18 protein-coding genes are annotated in these 15,065 nt (G+C 28.6%); all 18 read left to right on the forward strand.

What is annotated here, in order from left to right:
• Positions 1 to 7 precede the first annotated feature (7 nt).
• The 18 genes from spoIIIAC (at position 8) to recN (ending at position 15,007) form a co-directional block, all read left to right on the forward strand.
• Positions 8 to 205 carry a stage III sporulation protein AC gene (spoIIIAC, locus tag OW729_RS15150; protein WP_268062394.1) on the forward strand — a complete coding sequence of 66 codons (198 nt, stop codon included), beginning with the start codon at positions 8 to 10 and terminating at the stop codon, positions 203 to 205.
• Positions 206 to 219: 14 nt separating this feature from the next.
• Positions 220 to 603 carry a stage III sporulation protein AD gene (spoIIIAD, locus tag OW729_RS15155; RefSeq protein ID WP_268062395.1) on the forward strand — a complete coding sequence of 128 codons (384 nt, stop codon included), beginning with the start codon at positions 220 to 222 and terminating at the stop codon, positions 601 to 603.
• Positions 604 to 625: 22 nt separating this feature from the next.
• Positions 626 to 1,780, forward strand: a complete 1,155-nt coding sequence (gene spoIIIAE / locus OW729_RS15160; protein WP_268062464.1) for a stage III sporulation protein AE — start codon at positions 626 to 628, stop codon at positions 1,778 to 1,780.
• A 15-nt stretch (positions 1,781 to 1,795) separates the two neighbouring features.
• The gene (spoIIIAF, locus tag OW729_RS15165) at positions 1,796 to 2,380 is read left to right on the forward strand and encodes a stage III sporulation protein AF (protein WP_268062396.1); all 585 of its coding nucleotides are present in this window, start codon (positions 1,796 to 1,798) and stop codon (positions 2,378 to 2,380) included.
• Between the two features lie 36 nt (positions 2,381 to 2,416).
• Entirely contained in the window at positions 2,417 to 3,067 is a 651-nt protein-coding gene (spoIIIAG, locus tag OW729_RS15170) for a stage III sporulation protein AG (protein WP_268062397.1), read from the forward strand.
• A gap of 73 nt (positions 3,068 to 3,140) precedes the next feature.
• On the forward strand, positions 3,141 to 3,680 hold the full coding sequence (locus OW729_RS15175) for a SpoIIIAH-like family protein (RefSeq protein ID WP_268062398.1): 540 nt from the start codon (positions 3,141 to 3,143) through the stop codon (positions 3,678 to 3,680).
• 85 nt (positions 3,681 to 3,765) lie between these two features.
• Complete coding sequence (locus OW729_RS15180; protein WP_268062399.1) at positions 3,766 to 4,152, forward strand: Asp23/Gls24 family envelope stress response protein; 387 nt, start codon at positions 3,766 to 3,768, stop codon at positions 4,150 to 4,152.
• 126 nt (positions 4,153 to 4,278) lie between these two features.
• Positions 4,279 to 4,683, forward strand: a complete 405-nt coding sequence (nusB, locus tag OW729_RS15185) for a transcription antitermination factor NusB (protein WP_268062400.1) — start codon at positions 4,279 to 4,281, stop codon at positions 4,681 to 4,683.
• Positions 4,684 to 4,770: 87 nt separating this feature from the next.
• Positions 4,771 to 5,607: a bifunctional 5,10-methylenetetrahydrofolate dehydrogenase/5,10-methenyltetrahydrofolate cyclohydrolase gene (locus OW729_RS15190; protein WP_268062401.1), complete on the forward strand. Its 837-nt coding sequence runs from the start codon at positions 4,771 to 4,773 to the stop codon at positions 5,605 to 5,607.
• A 2-nt stretch (positions 5,608 to 5,609) separates the two neighbouring features.
• Complete coding sequence (xseA, locus tag OW729_RS15195; protein ID WP_268062402.1) at positions 5,610 to 6,818, forward strand: exodeoxyribonuclease VII large subunit; 1,209 nt, start codon at positions 5,610 to 5,612, stop codon at positions 6,816 to 6,818.
• A gap of 13 nt (positions 6,819 to 6,831) precedes the next feature.
• A complete protein-coding gene (locus tag OW729_RS15200; RefSeq protein WP_268062403.1) occupies positions 6,832 to 7,053 on the forward strand; it encodes an exodeoxyribonuclease VII small subunit in 222 nt (73 codons plus the stop codon).
• Complete coding sequence (locus OW729_RS15205; protein ID WP_407647693.1) at positions 7,053 to 7,931, forward strand: polyprenyl synthetase family protein; 879 nt, start codon at positions 7,053 to 7,055, stop codon at positions 7,929 to 7,931. The genes OW729_RS15200 and OW729_RS15205 overlap by 1 nt, the downstream gene beginning before the upstream one ends.
• 737 nt (positions 7,932 to 8,668) lie before the next feature.
• Positions 8,669 to 9,268, forward strand: coding sequence for a hypothetical protein (locus tag OW729_RS15210; protein WP_268062404.1), 600 nt, complete (start codon positions 8,669 to 8,671; stop codon positions 9,266 to 9,268).
• 1 nt (position 9,269) lies between these two features.
• Positions 9,270 to 11,129 carry a 1-deoxy-D-xylulose-5-phosphate synthase gene (gene dxs / locus OW729_RS15215; RefSeq protein ID WP_268062405.1) on the forward strand — a complete coding sequence of 620 codons (1,860 nt, stop codon included), beginning with the start codon at positions 9,270 to 9,272 and terminating at the stop codon, positions 11,127 to 11,129.
• Positions 11,130 to 11,159: 30 nt separating this feature from the next.
• Positions 11,160 to 11,972, forward strand: a complete 813-nt coding sequence (locus tag OW729_RS15220) for a TlyA family RNA methyltransferase (RefSeq protein WP_268062406.1) — start codon at positions 11,160 to 11,162, stop codon at positions 11,970 to 11,972.
• 11 nt (positions 11,973 to 11,983) lie between these two features.
• Entirely contained in the window at positions 11,984 to 12,805 is an 822-nt protein-coding gene (locus tag OW729_RS15225; RefSeq protein WP_268062407.1) for an NAD(+)/NADH kinase, read from the forward strand.
• Between the two features lie 21 nt (positions 12,806 to 12,826).
• Positions 12,827 to 13,282, forward strand: a complete 456-nt coding sequence (locus OW729_RS15230) for an arginine repressor (RefSeq protein WP_268062408.1) — start codon at positions 12,827 to 12,829, stop codon at positions 13,280 to 13,282.
• 9 nt (positions 13,283 to 13,291) lie between these two features.
• Complete coding sequence (recN, locus tag OW729_RS15235; protein WP_268062409.1) at positions 13,292 to 15,007, forward strand: DNA repair protein RecN; 1,716 nt, start codon at positions 13,292 to 13,294, stop codon at positions 15,005 to 15,007.
• Positions 15,008 to 15,065 lie beyond the last annotated feature (58 nt).

The raw sequence follows: 15,065 nt of genomic DNA on the forward strand, positions 1-15,065 counted from the left end.
GGGAAAATTGTTGGATGTTAACTTAATATTCAAAATAGGTGCGGTTAGTATAGTAATAATTGTATTAGATAAGGTTTTAAAAACAACAGGAAAAGATGATTATGCAGTAATAGCAAACTTGGCAGGTATCGTGATTGTATTGATGATGGTAATTGATCTTATAAATAAACTATTTAGTACGGTTAAAACTCTGTTCCAATTTTAGGAGGAATATTTTATATGGAAATAGTGAAAATTGTAGGATTTGCTTTTGTAGCTTTGTCAATTATATTGGTAATCAAAAACAAACGAAGTGATTTAGCCGTACATATAAGCCTTGCTGCGGGGATTTTAATATTTATATTTATGATAGATAAAGTAACATCAGTCTTACAATTATTACAGGAACTTGCGTTAAAAGCGAATATCGATTTTGTATATTTAAATGTTGTTTTTAAAATATTAGGAATTGCTTATCTTGCTTCCTTTTGCAGTGAGATATGTAGAGACGCAGGAGAAGGAAGCCTTGCTTCAAAAGTAGAGTTTGCAGGTAAAATTTTGATATTAGTTCTTGCAATTCCTATTTTAATGGCAGTATTACAGGGAATATTAAAGATTATGTAAAAAAGATACGGGGTAATTTATGATGAAAAAAATATTATTTATACTGGGAATCTTTTTATTAGTAATCACTTTTAATGTACAAGCTTATGCAAAGGAGCCTATTACTGAGACTAAGGAAGATGCACAAGTTGAACAATTATATGATTATATGACAAATATGAAAACAGAATATGAAATTTTAAATGACATTGATGTAAAGGACTATGTTAAGCAATATATGAAAACTGGAGATGGAAAATTCTCTAGTAAAAAAATTATAAAAGCTCTGACAAGCTATGGATTTAAAGAAGTAACAGCCTGTATAAAGTTAATGTCTGCAATAGTTGTAATATGTATAATTTGTGCTTTGATTAGTAACTTAGAAAATGCATTTAGCAATGGGAATTTATCAAATATAGCGTATTTTGCATGTTATGCTCTTCTGATAATTTTAATGACAAAAAGTTTTTATATAGGAGTATCCACTGCTAAGCATGCTATAAAAAGTATGACTGATTTTATGGCAGCATTAATTCCAGTATTACTAATGCTTTTAGCTAGTGTAGGAGGATTTACACAAGCTGCAATTATGGATCCTATAGTAATTGGAGTAATAAATATTAGTGCAAGGGTGTTTGTAGATTTAATCATACCTATTATATGTATGTCTTTTGTTGTGGAGTTTGTTAATAATATTTCAGAAGAACATAAGATAGACAGATTATCTAAACTCCTAAATAAAGGAGCACTATGGATGCAAGGAATTCTTATGACAATATTTATAGGGATTATAACTATAAGAGGAATAACATCTTCCACAATAGATGCAGTGGCAGAGAAAACTGTGAAGTTTGCGATTGATAATTTTATACCAATAGTGGGTAAGAGCTTATCAGATGCTATATCAACTGTAGCAGGGTACTCTTTGCTTTTAAAGAATGCATTAAGTAGTATTGGGCTAATAATAATGATTGTAATAATAGTTTTTCCTTTAATCAAGATGAGTATAATGGCTCTGGTATATAAAATAACAGCTGCATTGATTGAACCTGTTAGTGATAAAAGATTAGTTAAGTGTATTACTTCAGCAGGCGATTCTCTTATACTTATAACTTCCTGTCTTATTTGTATATCTGTTATGTTTTTCATTATGGTATCCATAATTGCATCAGCAGGAAAAATTGTTATAGGTGGTTAGAAGGGAGGATTATATTTGTTGCAATATATAAAAATATGGATAATAAATATTTGTACAGCCGTATTTTTTATTACAGCTGTTGAAATGATTCTTCCTAATAATAAAATGAAAAAATATGCGAAATTTGTTTTAGGATTAATTTTGATAACTGTTATTATGAACCCAATAATTAAAATTTTTGATAAAGATTTTAATATAAATAGCTATGTAGATACAGCTTATGAATATTTTGAAAATAAAAATTATAAAAAAAATTATGATAAATATAAAATTAGCAATATAGATAATACAGCTAGTGTTTTCTCAAAAAACCTTGAAAAAATATGCTTAGATAAATTAAAAGAAAAATTTCCAAAAGATAATTATGAAGTTTTAATAGATGTAAGTTTTGATAAAGAAAAAGAAAACTTTGTGATAGATTTAGTAAATGTGGGATTTACAGATAAAAAAATAAAAAAAATTAAAAAGATTAAGATTGGGGATTCTAAGGGGCCAGAAAAATCAGACGTGTCAAATAATAAAAAATGTGATGATATAAAAGATTATTTGAGTGTTGCCTTGAATATACCTAAAAGTAAAATCAAAGTTCACACAATTTAGTATTGGATAACCCATAAAATTAAAAGAGGTGAAAAAATGAGTAAAAAAGGTTTTTTCAAATTTGATATGGATAAAATTTTAGGGAAAACCAAAGATGTAGGTGGTAAAAAGTACATTACAAATTTAGTTATACTTGTTTTAGTAGGCATACTGTTAGCTATATTTGGAAGCACAGTTAAAAATACTAGTACCTTTAATTTAAATGGAGGTAGTACTAAGGGAAATAAAGTTGCTTCAGAGGAGAAAAAAGAGGATAAGGATGCTACTGAGGATACTAGCACTAAATATAAAAATGAGCAATATGAGATGGAAACAAAGCTTAAAGAAATATTAGAAAATATTTCAGGTGTTGGAAGGGTAAAAGTAATGATTTATTTTAAAGGAGGTGAAGAAAAAGTACCAGCGTTCAATATAAATGACTCTACAAGCCTCACAGAAGAAAAAGATGTAGAGGGTGGAACAAGGAAGACAACTCAAAAAAATGATGGAAGAACAGTTGTAATGATGAATAATGGAAATGGTACTGAACCTTTGATAATTAAAAAGAATAATGCTAATGTCACAGGAGTATGTGTTGTAGCGGAAGGAGCAGATGATAAATTAATAAAGCTTCAAATTCGAAACGCCATAATTAATTTATTTAGCTTAGAAGAAAGTAAAGTTAATGTTTATCCTATGAAAAAATAACATATATTCATAAAATATTGCATATTAATCTCTTAGAAAGGTTAATAACATATAGAAAATGGGAGGAGTATAAATGAATAAAAAACAAGGTGTTATAATTAGTGTTTTGTTGGTTTTAATCGTTTGTATGGGAATATTAGCTACAAAATTAAATTCAGATTTAGATTATGTAGCTGGAAATGATATTTCAAATGGGAAAGATACTGTTTCTACTGATAACTCAAACAAGAATACCTCAGCTAAAAGTACTTCAAGCAAAAGTAGTTCAAGCAGTTATTTTAAAGAACAGCAGATAATAAGGGATAATGAGCAATCTACCGCTCTTCAAACATTAAAGTCATTGATAGATGATGAACATACAGCAAAAGAGGAAAGAGCAGAATTATCTAAAAAATATGCACAATTAGCTTTAAATGGCCCTAAACAATCTCAAATTGAAGGTGTTTTACAAGGGAAAGGTTATCAAGACACTCTTTGTTATATCAGAGAAAATAAAGTTACTATTATTTTAAAAACAATTCAGAAACTAACAGATGAGCAAAAGAAACAGATTCAAGATGTAGTAATGGATGTAACACAAGTTAGGGATGTAGAAATTCAAGTAAAACAATAAATATATTTGTAAAATCATACTGTCTTTGCTATAATAAGCATAACAATAATTTTCTTTGAAAAATAGTAGCAAAGGAGGTACAAAAATGAATGAAGATATGAAAAATGAAATAGAGATGGGAATTGTAAAAATATCTGATGAAGTAGTAGAGGTTATTGCTGGCTTAGCAGCTTCAGAAATAGATGGTATAGAAGGAATGAGCGCTACCTTAGTTGGTGGAATAACTCAAATGTTAAGTGGGAAGAAAAATGCATCTAAAGGTGTAAAAGTAAGCGTAGGTGAAGAAAGTGCTACTATAGATTTATATGTCGTAGTTAGATACGGTGTAAAGATTCATGAAGTAGCTCAAAAGGTTCAACAAAATGTTAAAAAGTCTGTTGAATCTATGACAGGTCTTAATGTTTCAATGGTTAATGTTTATATACAAGATGTTGTGCTTCCTAAAGCAAATGATAGTAATAAAGAAGAATAATAAATACACCCTCTGAAAACAGAGGGTGTTTCCATGTTTATTAACAAAGGAATAAAAAATAAAATGTTGACAATAATTCAGATAAGAATAAAATTTATATTGTCAGACCCAATATAGGAGGAATTTATGAACAGAAGAAAATCAAGAGAAATAGCAATGAAATTATTATTTGAAATGACTATTAATAAGGAAGAATATAAGTACATACTTGAGAGATTTAAGGAAAATACAGAAATTAAATTACAAGATGTTGATTTTGAATATATTACGAAAATAATCCAAGGGATTAAAGAAAATATTCAAACTATTGATAGTGAAATTGAAAACAATCTAAGAAATTGGAAATTAAATAGATTATCCAAAATAGATATGTCCATACTTAGACTTGCAACATATGAAATTATGTTTTTAGATGATGTTCCTGATAAAGTTTCTGTTAATGAAGCTATAGAGCTTACAAAAAAATATTCTGATGATAATTCACCAGCATTTATTAATGGAGTACTTGGGAATATGATAAAAAAGAAGTAATGGGTTTTAAGGATTCAATTAGGAAAGTATTTGAAAATTAATCTATCTAAAAATAAAATAAGATAAAATGATATTGGAGGGTTTATCATGGGAAAAAAATTAGATGGCAAAAAAATTGCGGAAAAATATAGAGAAGATATAAAAATATTAATTAATAACAAGTTAAATCTAGGTTATAACCCTCCATGTCTAGCCAATATATTAGTAGGCAATGATGGTGGGTCAGTTTATTATGTAAATAATCAAAATAAGCTATGTGAAAAACTAGGTATAAAAGTTAAGAGCATTCACTTAGAAGAGAATGTAAGTCAAGCAGAGTTGCTAGAAATTATTGAAAAATTAAATGAAGATGTTGAAGTACAAGGCATAATTCTCCAACTTCCACTTCCTAAGCATATAAATGAGGATTATGTTACAGAGAAAATTTCTTATGAGAAGGATATAGATGGATTAAGTACAATCAGTACAGGGAAATTTTACAAAGGAGAAAAGTGTTTTATACCATGTACTCCAAAGGGAATAATTGAGTTGATAAAAAGCAGTAATATAGAGCTTGAAGGTAAAAATGCAGTAGTTATAGGAAGAAGTAATATAGTTGGCAAACCAATAGCACAGCTCTTGCTTAACGAAAATGCTACTGTAACTATATGCCATTCAAAAACTAAAGATCTAAAAAAAATATGTAATAAAGCAGATATTTTAGTTGCAGCTATAGGAAAACCAGGCTTTGTAACAGCAGATTATGTTAAAGAAAATGCAGTTGTTATTGATGTTGGTACCACTATGATAGACGGTAAAATCCAAGGAGACGTTATATATAATGAGGTTATAGAAAAGGCTGCTTTTGTAACTCCCGTTCCTGGTGGAGTAGGAGCTATGACAACAACTATGCTTTTAAAAAATCTTTGTGAGGGATTGAAGTAAACATGTATATTAAAACATTAACAGTTTCCCAGCTCAATAGCTATATTAAAAAAGTTGTAGACAATGACTTTATATTAAGAAATGCTTGTGTTAAAGGAGAAATTTCAAATTTAAAACTTCATAGTAGTGGACATATGTATTTTTCTTTAAAAGATGAATATGGAAAAATAAACTGTATTATGTTTAGGTCTGCTGTTAATACACTGAATTTTTGTCCTGAAGAAGGTGAAAGGGTATTAATTAAAGGAAGGGTCTCAGTATATTCCAAAGAAGGACTATATCAATTTTATTGTGAAGAAATGGAGAAAGATGGTTTAGGAGAGCTTTATATGGCTTTCCTAAAATTAAAAGAAAAGCTTTCCAATGAAGGTATATTCGATGAAATATATAAAAAAACTATTCCTAGATATCCAAAAAAAATAGGGGTAATAACTTCTCCAACAGGGGCTGCTATTCGAGATATTATAAATGTAATAAAAAGAAGAAATCCAAGATTAGACATATTGATATATCCATCCCTTGTCCAAGGTGAAAAGGCAAGCAAGGATATTATAAGGGGTATAAAATACTTTGACAAACGGGAAGATATCGATACTATTATATTAGCTAGAGGCGGAGGCGCTATAGAAGAGCTTTGGGCTTTTAATAATGAAGATTTAGCATACGCCATTTATAAGTGTAATAAACCTATAATTAGTGGAGTGGGACATGAGACAGATATTACAATTTGTGATTTTGTGAGTGATCTTAGGGCACCTACTCCTTCGGCTGCTGCAGAAGTTGCTTCATTTAATCTTTATGATACAAATGTAAAAATTAAGAGTTATAAAGATATACTAAAATATGAAATACAAAAAAAAATAGATGAAAAATGTAGAGAACTAAAATTACTAGAAAATAAACTAAGACTTCATAATCCAACTAATTATATAGCTAATCAATACATAAAAATAGATAATCTAAAGCAAAATCTTACATATAAAATCACCTCCAAAATTGATTATGAAAAAAGTCGTTTAGCTAAAGTAAATTCTCTTTTAAATGCTCATAATCCTTTAAATGTATTAAATAAGGGATATGCAGTAATTCAGGATAAAAATAATAATGTTATAAGTAGTACAAAGGATATACAAAAATTAAGACAACTAAAAATTGTTTTGAAAGATGGAACAGTTAATTTAAATGTTGCTAAGGTAGAAGAAGTAAAATAAAGGAGATCATGCTATGCCTAAAAAGAAAGAGTCCTATGAGACTTTAATAGAAAAAGTAGAAAATATTATAGAAACTATGGAAAAAGAAGAAATATCTTTGGAAAATTCTATTAAGAATTATGAGGAAGGCATAAATATATGTAATAAACTATATAAAATTCTTAATGAGGCAGAAGGTAAGATAAAGATTGTTACAGATCAAGGAGAAAAAGAATTTATAGAGGTTGATGAGTGATGATGAATTATATGAATGGTGTAAAACAAGAAATAAATAAGTGGTTAAAAATTTATTTTAAGGATAAAGGTACTTATAACAAACTGATATATGATGCTATGGACTATAGTATAGAAGTTGGTGGGAAAAGAATAAGGCCTATTCTAATGATTCTAACATATAGTATGTACAATAAAAATTACAAGGAAATTTTACCTGTATCTTGTGCATTGGAAATGATTCATACATATTCTTTAATACATGATGATTTGCCAGCCATGGATAATGATGATCTAAGAAGAGGCAAACCTACAAATCATAAAGTTTTTGGAGAAGCAATAGCTATTTTGGCTGGGGATGGATTATTAAATGAATCTTTTAATATACTTTTTGGTTATTGTCTTAATAATCCACAGAAAAGTGTTATAGAGGCATGTAAATTAATTTCTAATGCTTCTGGTGTAGAAGGTATGATTGGTGGTCAAGTTGTTGATATAATTAGTGAGGGAAAAACTATAAAAGAAGAGCAACTTAATTATATGCATAGTAAGAAAACTGGTGAATTAATTAAAGCAGCTATATTGAGTGGAGCAATTCTAGGAGAAGCAGATAATAAAGATATAGAATTGCTTACTGAGTATAGTGAAAAATTAGGTCTAGCTTTTCAAATAAAAGATGATATTTTAGATGTAATTGGTGATAAAAATATTTTAGGCAAAAATATAAATAGTGATTGTGAAAAAGAAAAAACAACTTTTATAACTAAATATGGATTAGAAGAGTGTAAAAAAAGATGTAAAGTTCTTACTGATGAATGTCTACTTATTTTAGATAGTATAACTAAGGATACAAAATATTTAAAAGATATAACTCTTTTTCTTTTAGATAGAGAATTTTAAGATATTTTTACAAACTATTGATTATAAATCCAATATATTTAGTAGAAAATTTAAATAAAAAGTGTATTTGAAAAATACAGAAATTAATTATAATATTACATTATTTATACTAGAATGGTGTAAACATGTTTTGAAATATTGTATATGCTGTGATATAATCCCTATATGTGAGAGTGGTGCAGTATTCTAGTCAGGTAAGTATTTCTTGAAGGCGGGGCTAAAAATCCGTCAAAGGGCACATCGATGAAGCTTCTGGTGCTGGCTTGTAACGCCCAGTTATGGGTTGGTGCTGGGAGTAAGGGGGATGGGGCAACCGCAAAGGCATGCGCAACTGACCCTACCTTCGCGGAGACCATTGATTGTGGCATGGGAGAGATACCTATGTTACGACAATGGATTAAACCTGTATTGTGGTGAAAAGCTATGTACAGTGTAGCCTGCCTTGAGTGAAGTGGGTGGAGGTAATTTTACTTAAACCCATTTTGCAAAAGAGGCTAGGGAAATACCTAACTGTAGAGGAAAACTCCTAGACTGTTCTGAAGAGGTATGCTAGGGATTGCAGTACGGACTAAGTGGTAGTCTAGTCTTATAGCTGGTGACACTATAAATAGAGCATTAAAAGGAAACTATCAAGATGGTGACATCTCGATTGCTCTATGGGAAAGCCTACTAGACCTAAGCCGTAAGATTTACTTAGTATACTACCACTCTCTCTTATATTATGGAGGAGAGTTTTTTTGGAAAAGGACAAAGACAAAACTGAAAGAAAAAATGAAAAAACAAGAAGAAAAAAGAAAAAAAATAGTAATAAGTTGTGGATATTTATTATTGTAATTTGGACAATTATACTCTCAGGTAGTATTTCATTTTTTTCTAATTTGGCAATGCCTAAAGTGAATTTAACCTTAGCTATTGTTATTTTGATTATGATAATTTTAATAGGAATTATTTTTGATGTTATAGGAGTAGCAGTTACAGCTGCAAATGAGAGGCCTTTTCATGCAATGTCTTCAAAAAAAATTAAAGAAGCAAAAATTGCTATAAAATTAATTAGAAATGCAGATAAAGTATCAAATTTTTGTAACGATGTAATAGGCGATGTATGTGGAGTTGTAAGCGGTGCCATAGGAGCTGCTATATTATCTAAAATACCTATTGCAGCGACTAACACAAATGTAAAATACAATTTATTTTTAGCTTCAACAATAGGTGCTTTGATTGCTGCTTTAACTGTAGGGGGAAAAGCGCTAGGAAAAAGTTTTGCTATGAAAAACTCTAAGGATATTATCTTTACGGTTTCAAAGATAATATATGCTATTAAAAAGGAAAGAGGATAAGATGTATAATATTCTTGATAAATTTAATAATGTAAGTGACTTAAAAAACATGTCTTTAAAGGAATTAAATCAATTTTCAAAAGAAATAAGGCAGTTTTTAGTGGATAAGGTATCCAAAACAGGAGGTCACTTAGCTTCCAATTTGGGTGTTGTAGAATTGACTTTAAGTTTATATAAAGTTTTTAATATAGATAAAGATAAAGTTATATGGGATGTAGGGCATCAAACTTATGTACATAAAATATTAACAGGTCGTAAGGATAAATTTGATGAATTAAGACAATATGGTGGAGTTAGTGGATTTCCAAAGAGAAGTGAGAGTGAATATGATGTGTTTGAAACAGGGCATAGTAGCACATCTATTTCAGCAGCATTAGGTATGGCAAGAGCTAGAGATTTAAAAAAAGAAAATTATAATGTAATTGCTGTTATAGGAGATGGTTCATTAACAGGAGGAATGTCTCTAGAAGCATTAAATGATGTAGGTGATAGAAAGACTAATTTAATAGTAATTTTAAATGACAATCAAATGTCAATTGCAAAGAACGTAGGAGGATTGTCTACTTATTTAAGCAAACTTAGGGTGGATCCTAAATATAATAAATTTAAAAGTGATTTTAACGATGCTTTAAGAAAAACAAATATAGGGAACAGCTTTGCAGATTCTATTAGAAAAATAAAGTCTGGAATTAAGCAAATGGTTGTACCAGGAATGTTTTTTGAAGATATGGGTATTAAGTATTTAGGACCTATAGATGGTCATAATATCAAAGAATTGACAGCGGTTCTTGCTATGGCAAAAAAAATAAATGGTCCAGTAATTATACATACAATAACAAAAAAAGGTAAAGGATATAAATTTGCAGAAGAAAATCCAGGTAAATTTCACGGAGTATCTCCTTTTGATAAATGTACTGGAGAAATAAATAAAGCAAATTCAAATACATATTCTAAGGCATTTGGAAAGGAACTTGTTAATATTGCTTCTGAAAATAAAAAGATAGTGGCAATAACAGCAGCTATGCGAGATGGCACAGGACTTTCAGAGTTTAGTAAAATTTTTAAAGATAGGTTTTTTGATGTGGGTATAGCTGAACAACATGCAGTTACTTTATCTGCTGGATTAGCCAGAGCAGGATTTAAACCTTTTTTTGCTGTCTATTCTACTTTTTTGCAAAGAGCATATGATCAAGTTCTTCATGATATATGTCTACAGAACTTACCAGTAGTTCTGGCTATAGATAGAGCGGGAATAGTTGGAAATGATGGTGAAACCCATCAAGGAATATTTGATATATCTTATTTATCTCACATGCCTAACATGACAATAATGAGTCCAAAGTGTATTGATGAACTAAAATTTATGTTGAGATGGGCAGTAGAACAAGATTTCCCTATAGCAATAAGATACCCTAGAGGTGGAGACATGGAAGATGTGAGTTTAGAGCCTTTACAAAATTTTCAAAAAGGCAAATGGGAAATTATTCATAAAGGTGATAATATTGCTGTAATTGCTGTAGGTAAGATGGTGCAAATAGCTTTGAAAGCTAGAGATAGACTAAAAGAACAAGGTATAAATATAACAGTAATTAATGCTGTGTTTGTAAAGCCTTTAGATAAAGGTTTATTAGATTATCTTATAAATAATGAATATAAAATTGTAACTATAGAAGATAATATAAAACCTGGAGGATTTGGGAGTACGGTATTGGATTATATAAATTCATATGAAAATACCATAAAGATTATTAATATGGGATATGAAGATGGGTTTATTCCTCATGGAAATGTAGATATTTTGTACAAATTAAACAAGTTAGATGTAGATGGTTTAGTTGAGAATATAGTTAAAATTCTTTAGAACAATAAGCTTAAAACAAAGGAGTATAAAATGAGTTCAGCAAAAAAAGAGAGATTGGATGTATTGTTAGTAAAAAAAAATTTTTTTGATTCAAGAGAAAAAGCACAAGCCAGTATTATGGCAGGTGAAATTTTTGTGGATGGAAAAAGAGTAGATAAATGTGGAGAAAAAGTTTTAGAGAATCTTGATATAGAGTTTAAAGGACAGATAATGCCTTATGTAAGTAGAGGCGGTTTTAAACTAGAAAAAGCAATGAAAAGTTTTGGTGTAAAATTAGAAAATAAGGTCTGTATGGACATAGGAGCATCAACAGGAGGGTTTACTGATTGTATGCTTCAAAATGGAGCAAAAAAAGTTTTTGCTATAGACGTGGGATACGGACAATTTGCATGGAAGTTGAGAACAGATGAAAGAGTTGTATGCATGGAAAGAACAAATGCTAGGTATTTAACTCAAGAAGATATTGGTGAGTATTGTGATTTTGCAAGTATAGATGTTTCTTTTATATCTTTAAAGAAAATAATACCAGCTATTGCTAACTTACTTAATGATAAGGGAGAGATTGTGGCATTGATTAAGCCTCAATTTGAAGCAGGTAAAGAAAAGGTTGGTAAAAAAGGTGTGGTAAGAGAAGCTGGTGTACATAAAGAAGTAATAGAGGGAATTTTAAAATTTTTAGTGGAAAATAATTTTAAAATTATTGGCTTAGATCACTCTCCTATAAAGGGTCCAGAAGGCAATATTGAATATCTTGTATATTTTACTAAGAATATAGGTTATAATGAAAAATTTGATTTTGAGAATATAGACAGGATTGTTAATGCTTCACATGAAAATTTATAGTGGAGGATAAAATGAAAAATATAGGCCTTAATATAAATAGTAGTAAATTTATTGATAAAAAAGTAATTGATAATGTAATTTATAAATTAAAGAAGTATATTAAAGGTTCCAATATTAAAATATATTATGATTTAAAAGGGTTAGAAAACATAGAAAGTGAAGATTTAGATGTTATTATATCTTTAGGTGGAGATGGAACTATATTAAGCACTGCTAGAGTTGTAGCAAAATATGATATCCCTATTTTAGGGATTAATATGGGCAATCTAGGTTTTTTAACTGGAGTGGAAAGTTTAGAATTAGAAGAAGCAATTTTAAAGTTAAGTGAGGAAAGATACAATATTGAGGAAAGAATGATGCTTCAATGCCAAATTGCAAGTGAAAAAGAGATTGAAACATACATTTCTCTTAATGATATTGTAATATCAAAGGGAGCATTATCTAGAATATTTAAGTATGAAATATTTATAGATGATAATTTCTATACATCCTTTAAAGCAGATGGAATAATAATTTCTACACCTACAGGTTCTACTGCATACTCTCTTTCGGCAGGAGGTCCTGTTGCATATCCAACACTAGATGTCATATTACTTACTCCTATATGCCCTCATTCTATGCAAATGAGGAGTATAATTTTAGAAAGTAATAGTAAAATTAATATACGAATACATCAAAAAAATGAAAGGATTTTTTTGACTGTAGATGGGCAAGAATCTGTAAATTTGAAAACTTGCAATAACATATTAATTGAAAAATATCATAAAAAATGTAAGCTTATTAAATTGGACGGATATAATTACTTTGATGTTTTAAGAAAAAAAATTTTTTAATAAAAGGAAGGAGAAAAGTATATGAAAATAGAAAGACATGGAAAAATTTTAGAAATTATAAAAATGAAGGATGTAGAAACTCAGGAAGAATTAGCTGAAGAATTAAAAAAATCAGGAATGGATGTTACTCAAGCCACTGTATCTAGAGATATTAAAGAATTAAAATTAATTAAAGTTTTATCGGATAAAGGAACATATAAATATGCAGCTATTGCTCCAAATGAAAATTTTTTATCCAATAAGTTAGTAAATGTGTTTACTCATACTGTACTAAATGTTGAAAATGTTCAAAATATGGTTGTAGTTAAAACCATTTCAGGGTCAGGATCAGCAGCTGCTGAAGCCATAGATTCCATGGATTTTATGGGCATCGTTGGAAGTATAGCTGGAGATAATACAATTTTTATATTGTGTATTAATGAAGAAAAGGCACAAGAATTAGTTAGAAAACTAAAAAAGATGTTGACTGTAAAATAGGAGGTAATTATGCTTCTTCAATTAAACATAAATAATTTTGCATTAATAGAAAATTTAAGCATTTCTTTTGATAAAGGATTTAATATTTTAACTGGAGAAACTGGAGCTGGAAAGTCTATAATAATAGATGCAATAAATTTTGTGTTAGGTGGAAAATTTAATAAAGGTTTAATAAGAACTGGGGAAGAGAAAACTTTTGTAGAAGCTATTTTTGATATTGAAAATAAAAACACTATAAGTTTTTTGGAGAAAATGGAAATAGAATTTGAAGATTTGGTGATAATAAGTAGAGAAACTTTTAAGAGTGGAAAAAGTATAGTAAAAGTTAACGGAAAATCAGTTTTAATTTCACAAATAAAAAAATTAGCTGAAACATTAATAAATATACATGGACAACATGAAAATCAAGATTTGTTAAATAGTTCTACTCATATTTTATATTTAGATAGATTAGGAGAAAACAAATTAAAGAGTGGTTTAAGTGAGTATAAAAAATTATATGAAAAACTATTAGAAATTGATAGAAAAATTGATGAGTTAGGTGTAAATAGTGGGGAAAGAGAAAAATTATTAGATTTTTTAAATTATCAAATTAGTGAGATAAATAAAGCTAATTTAAAAATAGGAGAAGATGTAGAACTTGAAAAAAAATATACTATTTTAAATAATGCTGAAAAAATAAGCGAATCTTTAAGTTATGCATATAATGTACTTTATAATAGCAATGATAATTTTATTTCTGTATATGATTCTCTTAATAAAGTTATAAGAGAGTTGAGAAATGTTGAGGATAAAATAGATACAATATCTTGTATAGCAAATTCTTTAGAAGAGGCTTATTATAATATCGAACAAAATGTTTCAGATATAAGGCATATCCAAGAAAATACATCTTATGATAAAAATGAATTAGATATTATAAATAGCAGAATTTTCCAGATAGATACATATAAAAGAAAATATGGTGATTCAATTGAAAAAATTTTAGAATATAGAGATAAAATAACCAATCAATATGATGAGATGATTAATAGCAATGAAATCATTGAAAGTTTAAGAAAAGATAAAGAAAAAATATGTTCTGAAATGAAAAAGATTGCTGAAGATATACATATTATTAGAAAAAATATAGCGACTTTATTAGAAGACAAAATTAAAGCTGAATTAGAGTATGTTGGACTTGAAAAAAGTATTTTTAAGGTTAATATTAAAATGGAAGAAGAATTTTATAGCAATGGATGTGACAAAATTGAGTTTTTAATATCTACTAACCCTGGACAACCAATTAAACCTTTAGAGAGTGTTGTGTCAGGAGGAGAATTGTCAAGAATTATGTTGGGATTAAAAACTGTTTTTGTTAGTAAAGATGAAATTCCATCTATTATATTTGATGAAATAGATACTGGTATAAGTGGAAGAACTGCTCAAAGGGTAGCTGAAAAAATGTATCTTATATCAAAAAATTGCCAAGTTTTCTGTGTTACTCATTTACCTCAGATTGCAGCTATGTCAGACTGTCATTTTTTAGTATCTAAAGAAGTGAAAAATGAAAAAACCTATACAAATATAAAAAAGATATCTGAAGCACAAAAAGAAGAAGAAATTGCAAGAATGATTGGTGGCTCAGAAATTACAGATCTAACAATTAAACATTCAAAAGAAATGATAAAATTAGCTAAGGATAGAAAAATAGAATTAGTTCATAATAAAGAAATTCGTAATTAGTACATGATTATGAATTTCTTTATTTATTTACTAAGTAAATTATCATATATTTGTTTTG

Origin of the sequence: Clostridium brassicae, assembly GCF_026738875.1 — a bacterium.
Lineage (GTDB): Bacteria > Bacillota > Clostridia > Clostridiales > Clostridiaceae > Clostridium_H > Clostridium_H brassicae.

What these genes read in the sequence shown, in the direction of transcription:
- spoIIIAD (WP_268062395.1), top strand. Translation starts at nt 220, where the DNA reads ATGGAAATAGTGAAAATTGTAGGATTTGCTTTTGTAGCTTTGTCAATT.
- spoIIIAE (WP_268062464.1), top strand. Translation starts at nt 626, where the DNA reads ATGAAAAAAATATTATTTATACTGGGAATCTTTTTATTAGTAATCACT.
- spoIIIAG (WP_268062397.1), top strand. Translation starts at nt 2,417, where the DNA reads ATGAGTAAAAAAGGTTTTTTCAAATTTGATATGGATAAAATTTTAGGG.
- OW729_RS15175 (WP_268062398.1), top strand. Translation starts at nt 3,141, where the DNA reads ATGAATAAAAAACAAGGTGTTATAATTAGTGTTTTGTTGGTTTTAATC.
- OW729_RS15180 (WP_268062399.1), top strand. Translation starts at nt 3,766, where the DNA reads ATGAATGAAGATATGAAAAATGAAATAGAGATGGGAATTGTAAAAATA.
- nusB (WP_268062400.1), top strand. Translation starts at nt 4,279, where the DNA reads ATGAACAGAAGAAAATCAAGAGAAATAGCAATGAAATTATTATTTGAA.
- OW729_RS15190 (WP_268062401.1), top strand. Translation starts at nt 4,771, where the DNA reads ATGGGAAAAAAATTAGATGGCAAAAAAATTGCGGAAAAATATAGAGAA.
- xseA (WP_268062402.1), top strand. Translation starts at nt 5,610, where the DNA reads ATGTATATTAAAACATTAACAGTTTCCCAGCTCAATAGCTATATTAAA.
- OW729_RS15200 (WP_268062403.1), top strand. Translation starts at nt 6,832, where the DNA reads ATGCCTAAAAAGAAAGAGTCCTATGAGACTTTAATAGAAAAAGTAGAA.
- OW729_RS15205 (WP_407647693.1), top strand. Translation starts at nt 7,053, where the DNA reads ATGATGAATTATATGAATGGTGTAAAACAAGAAATAAATAAGTGGTTA.
- dxs (WP_268062405.1), top strand. Translation starts at nt 9,270, where the DNA reads ATGTATAATATTCTTGATAAATTTAATAATGTAAGTGACTTAAAAAAC.
- OW729_RS15220 (WP_268062406.1), top strand. Translation starts at nt 11,160, where the DNA reads ATGAGTTCAGCAAAAAAAGAGAGATTGGATGTATTGTTAGTAAAAAAA.
- OW729_RS15225 (WP_268062407.1), top strand. Translation starts at nt 11,984, where the DNA reads ATGAAAAATATAGGCCTTAATATAAATAGTAGTAAATTTATTGATAAA.
- OW729_RS15230 (WP_268062408.1), top strand. Translation starts at nt 12,827, where the DNA reads ATGAAAATAGAAAGACATGGAAAAATTTTAGAAATTATAAAAATGAAG.
- recN (WP_268062409.1), top strand. Translation starts at nt 13,292, where the DNA reads ATGCTTCTTCAATTAAACATAAATAATTTTGCATTAATAGAAAATTTA.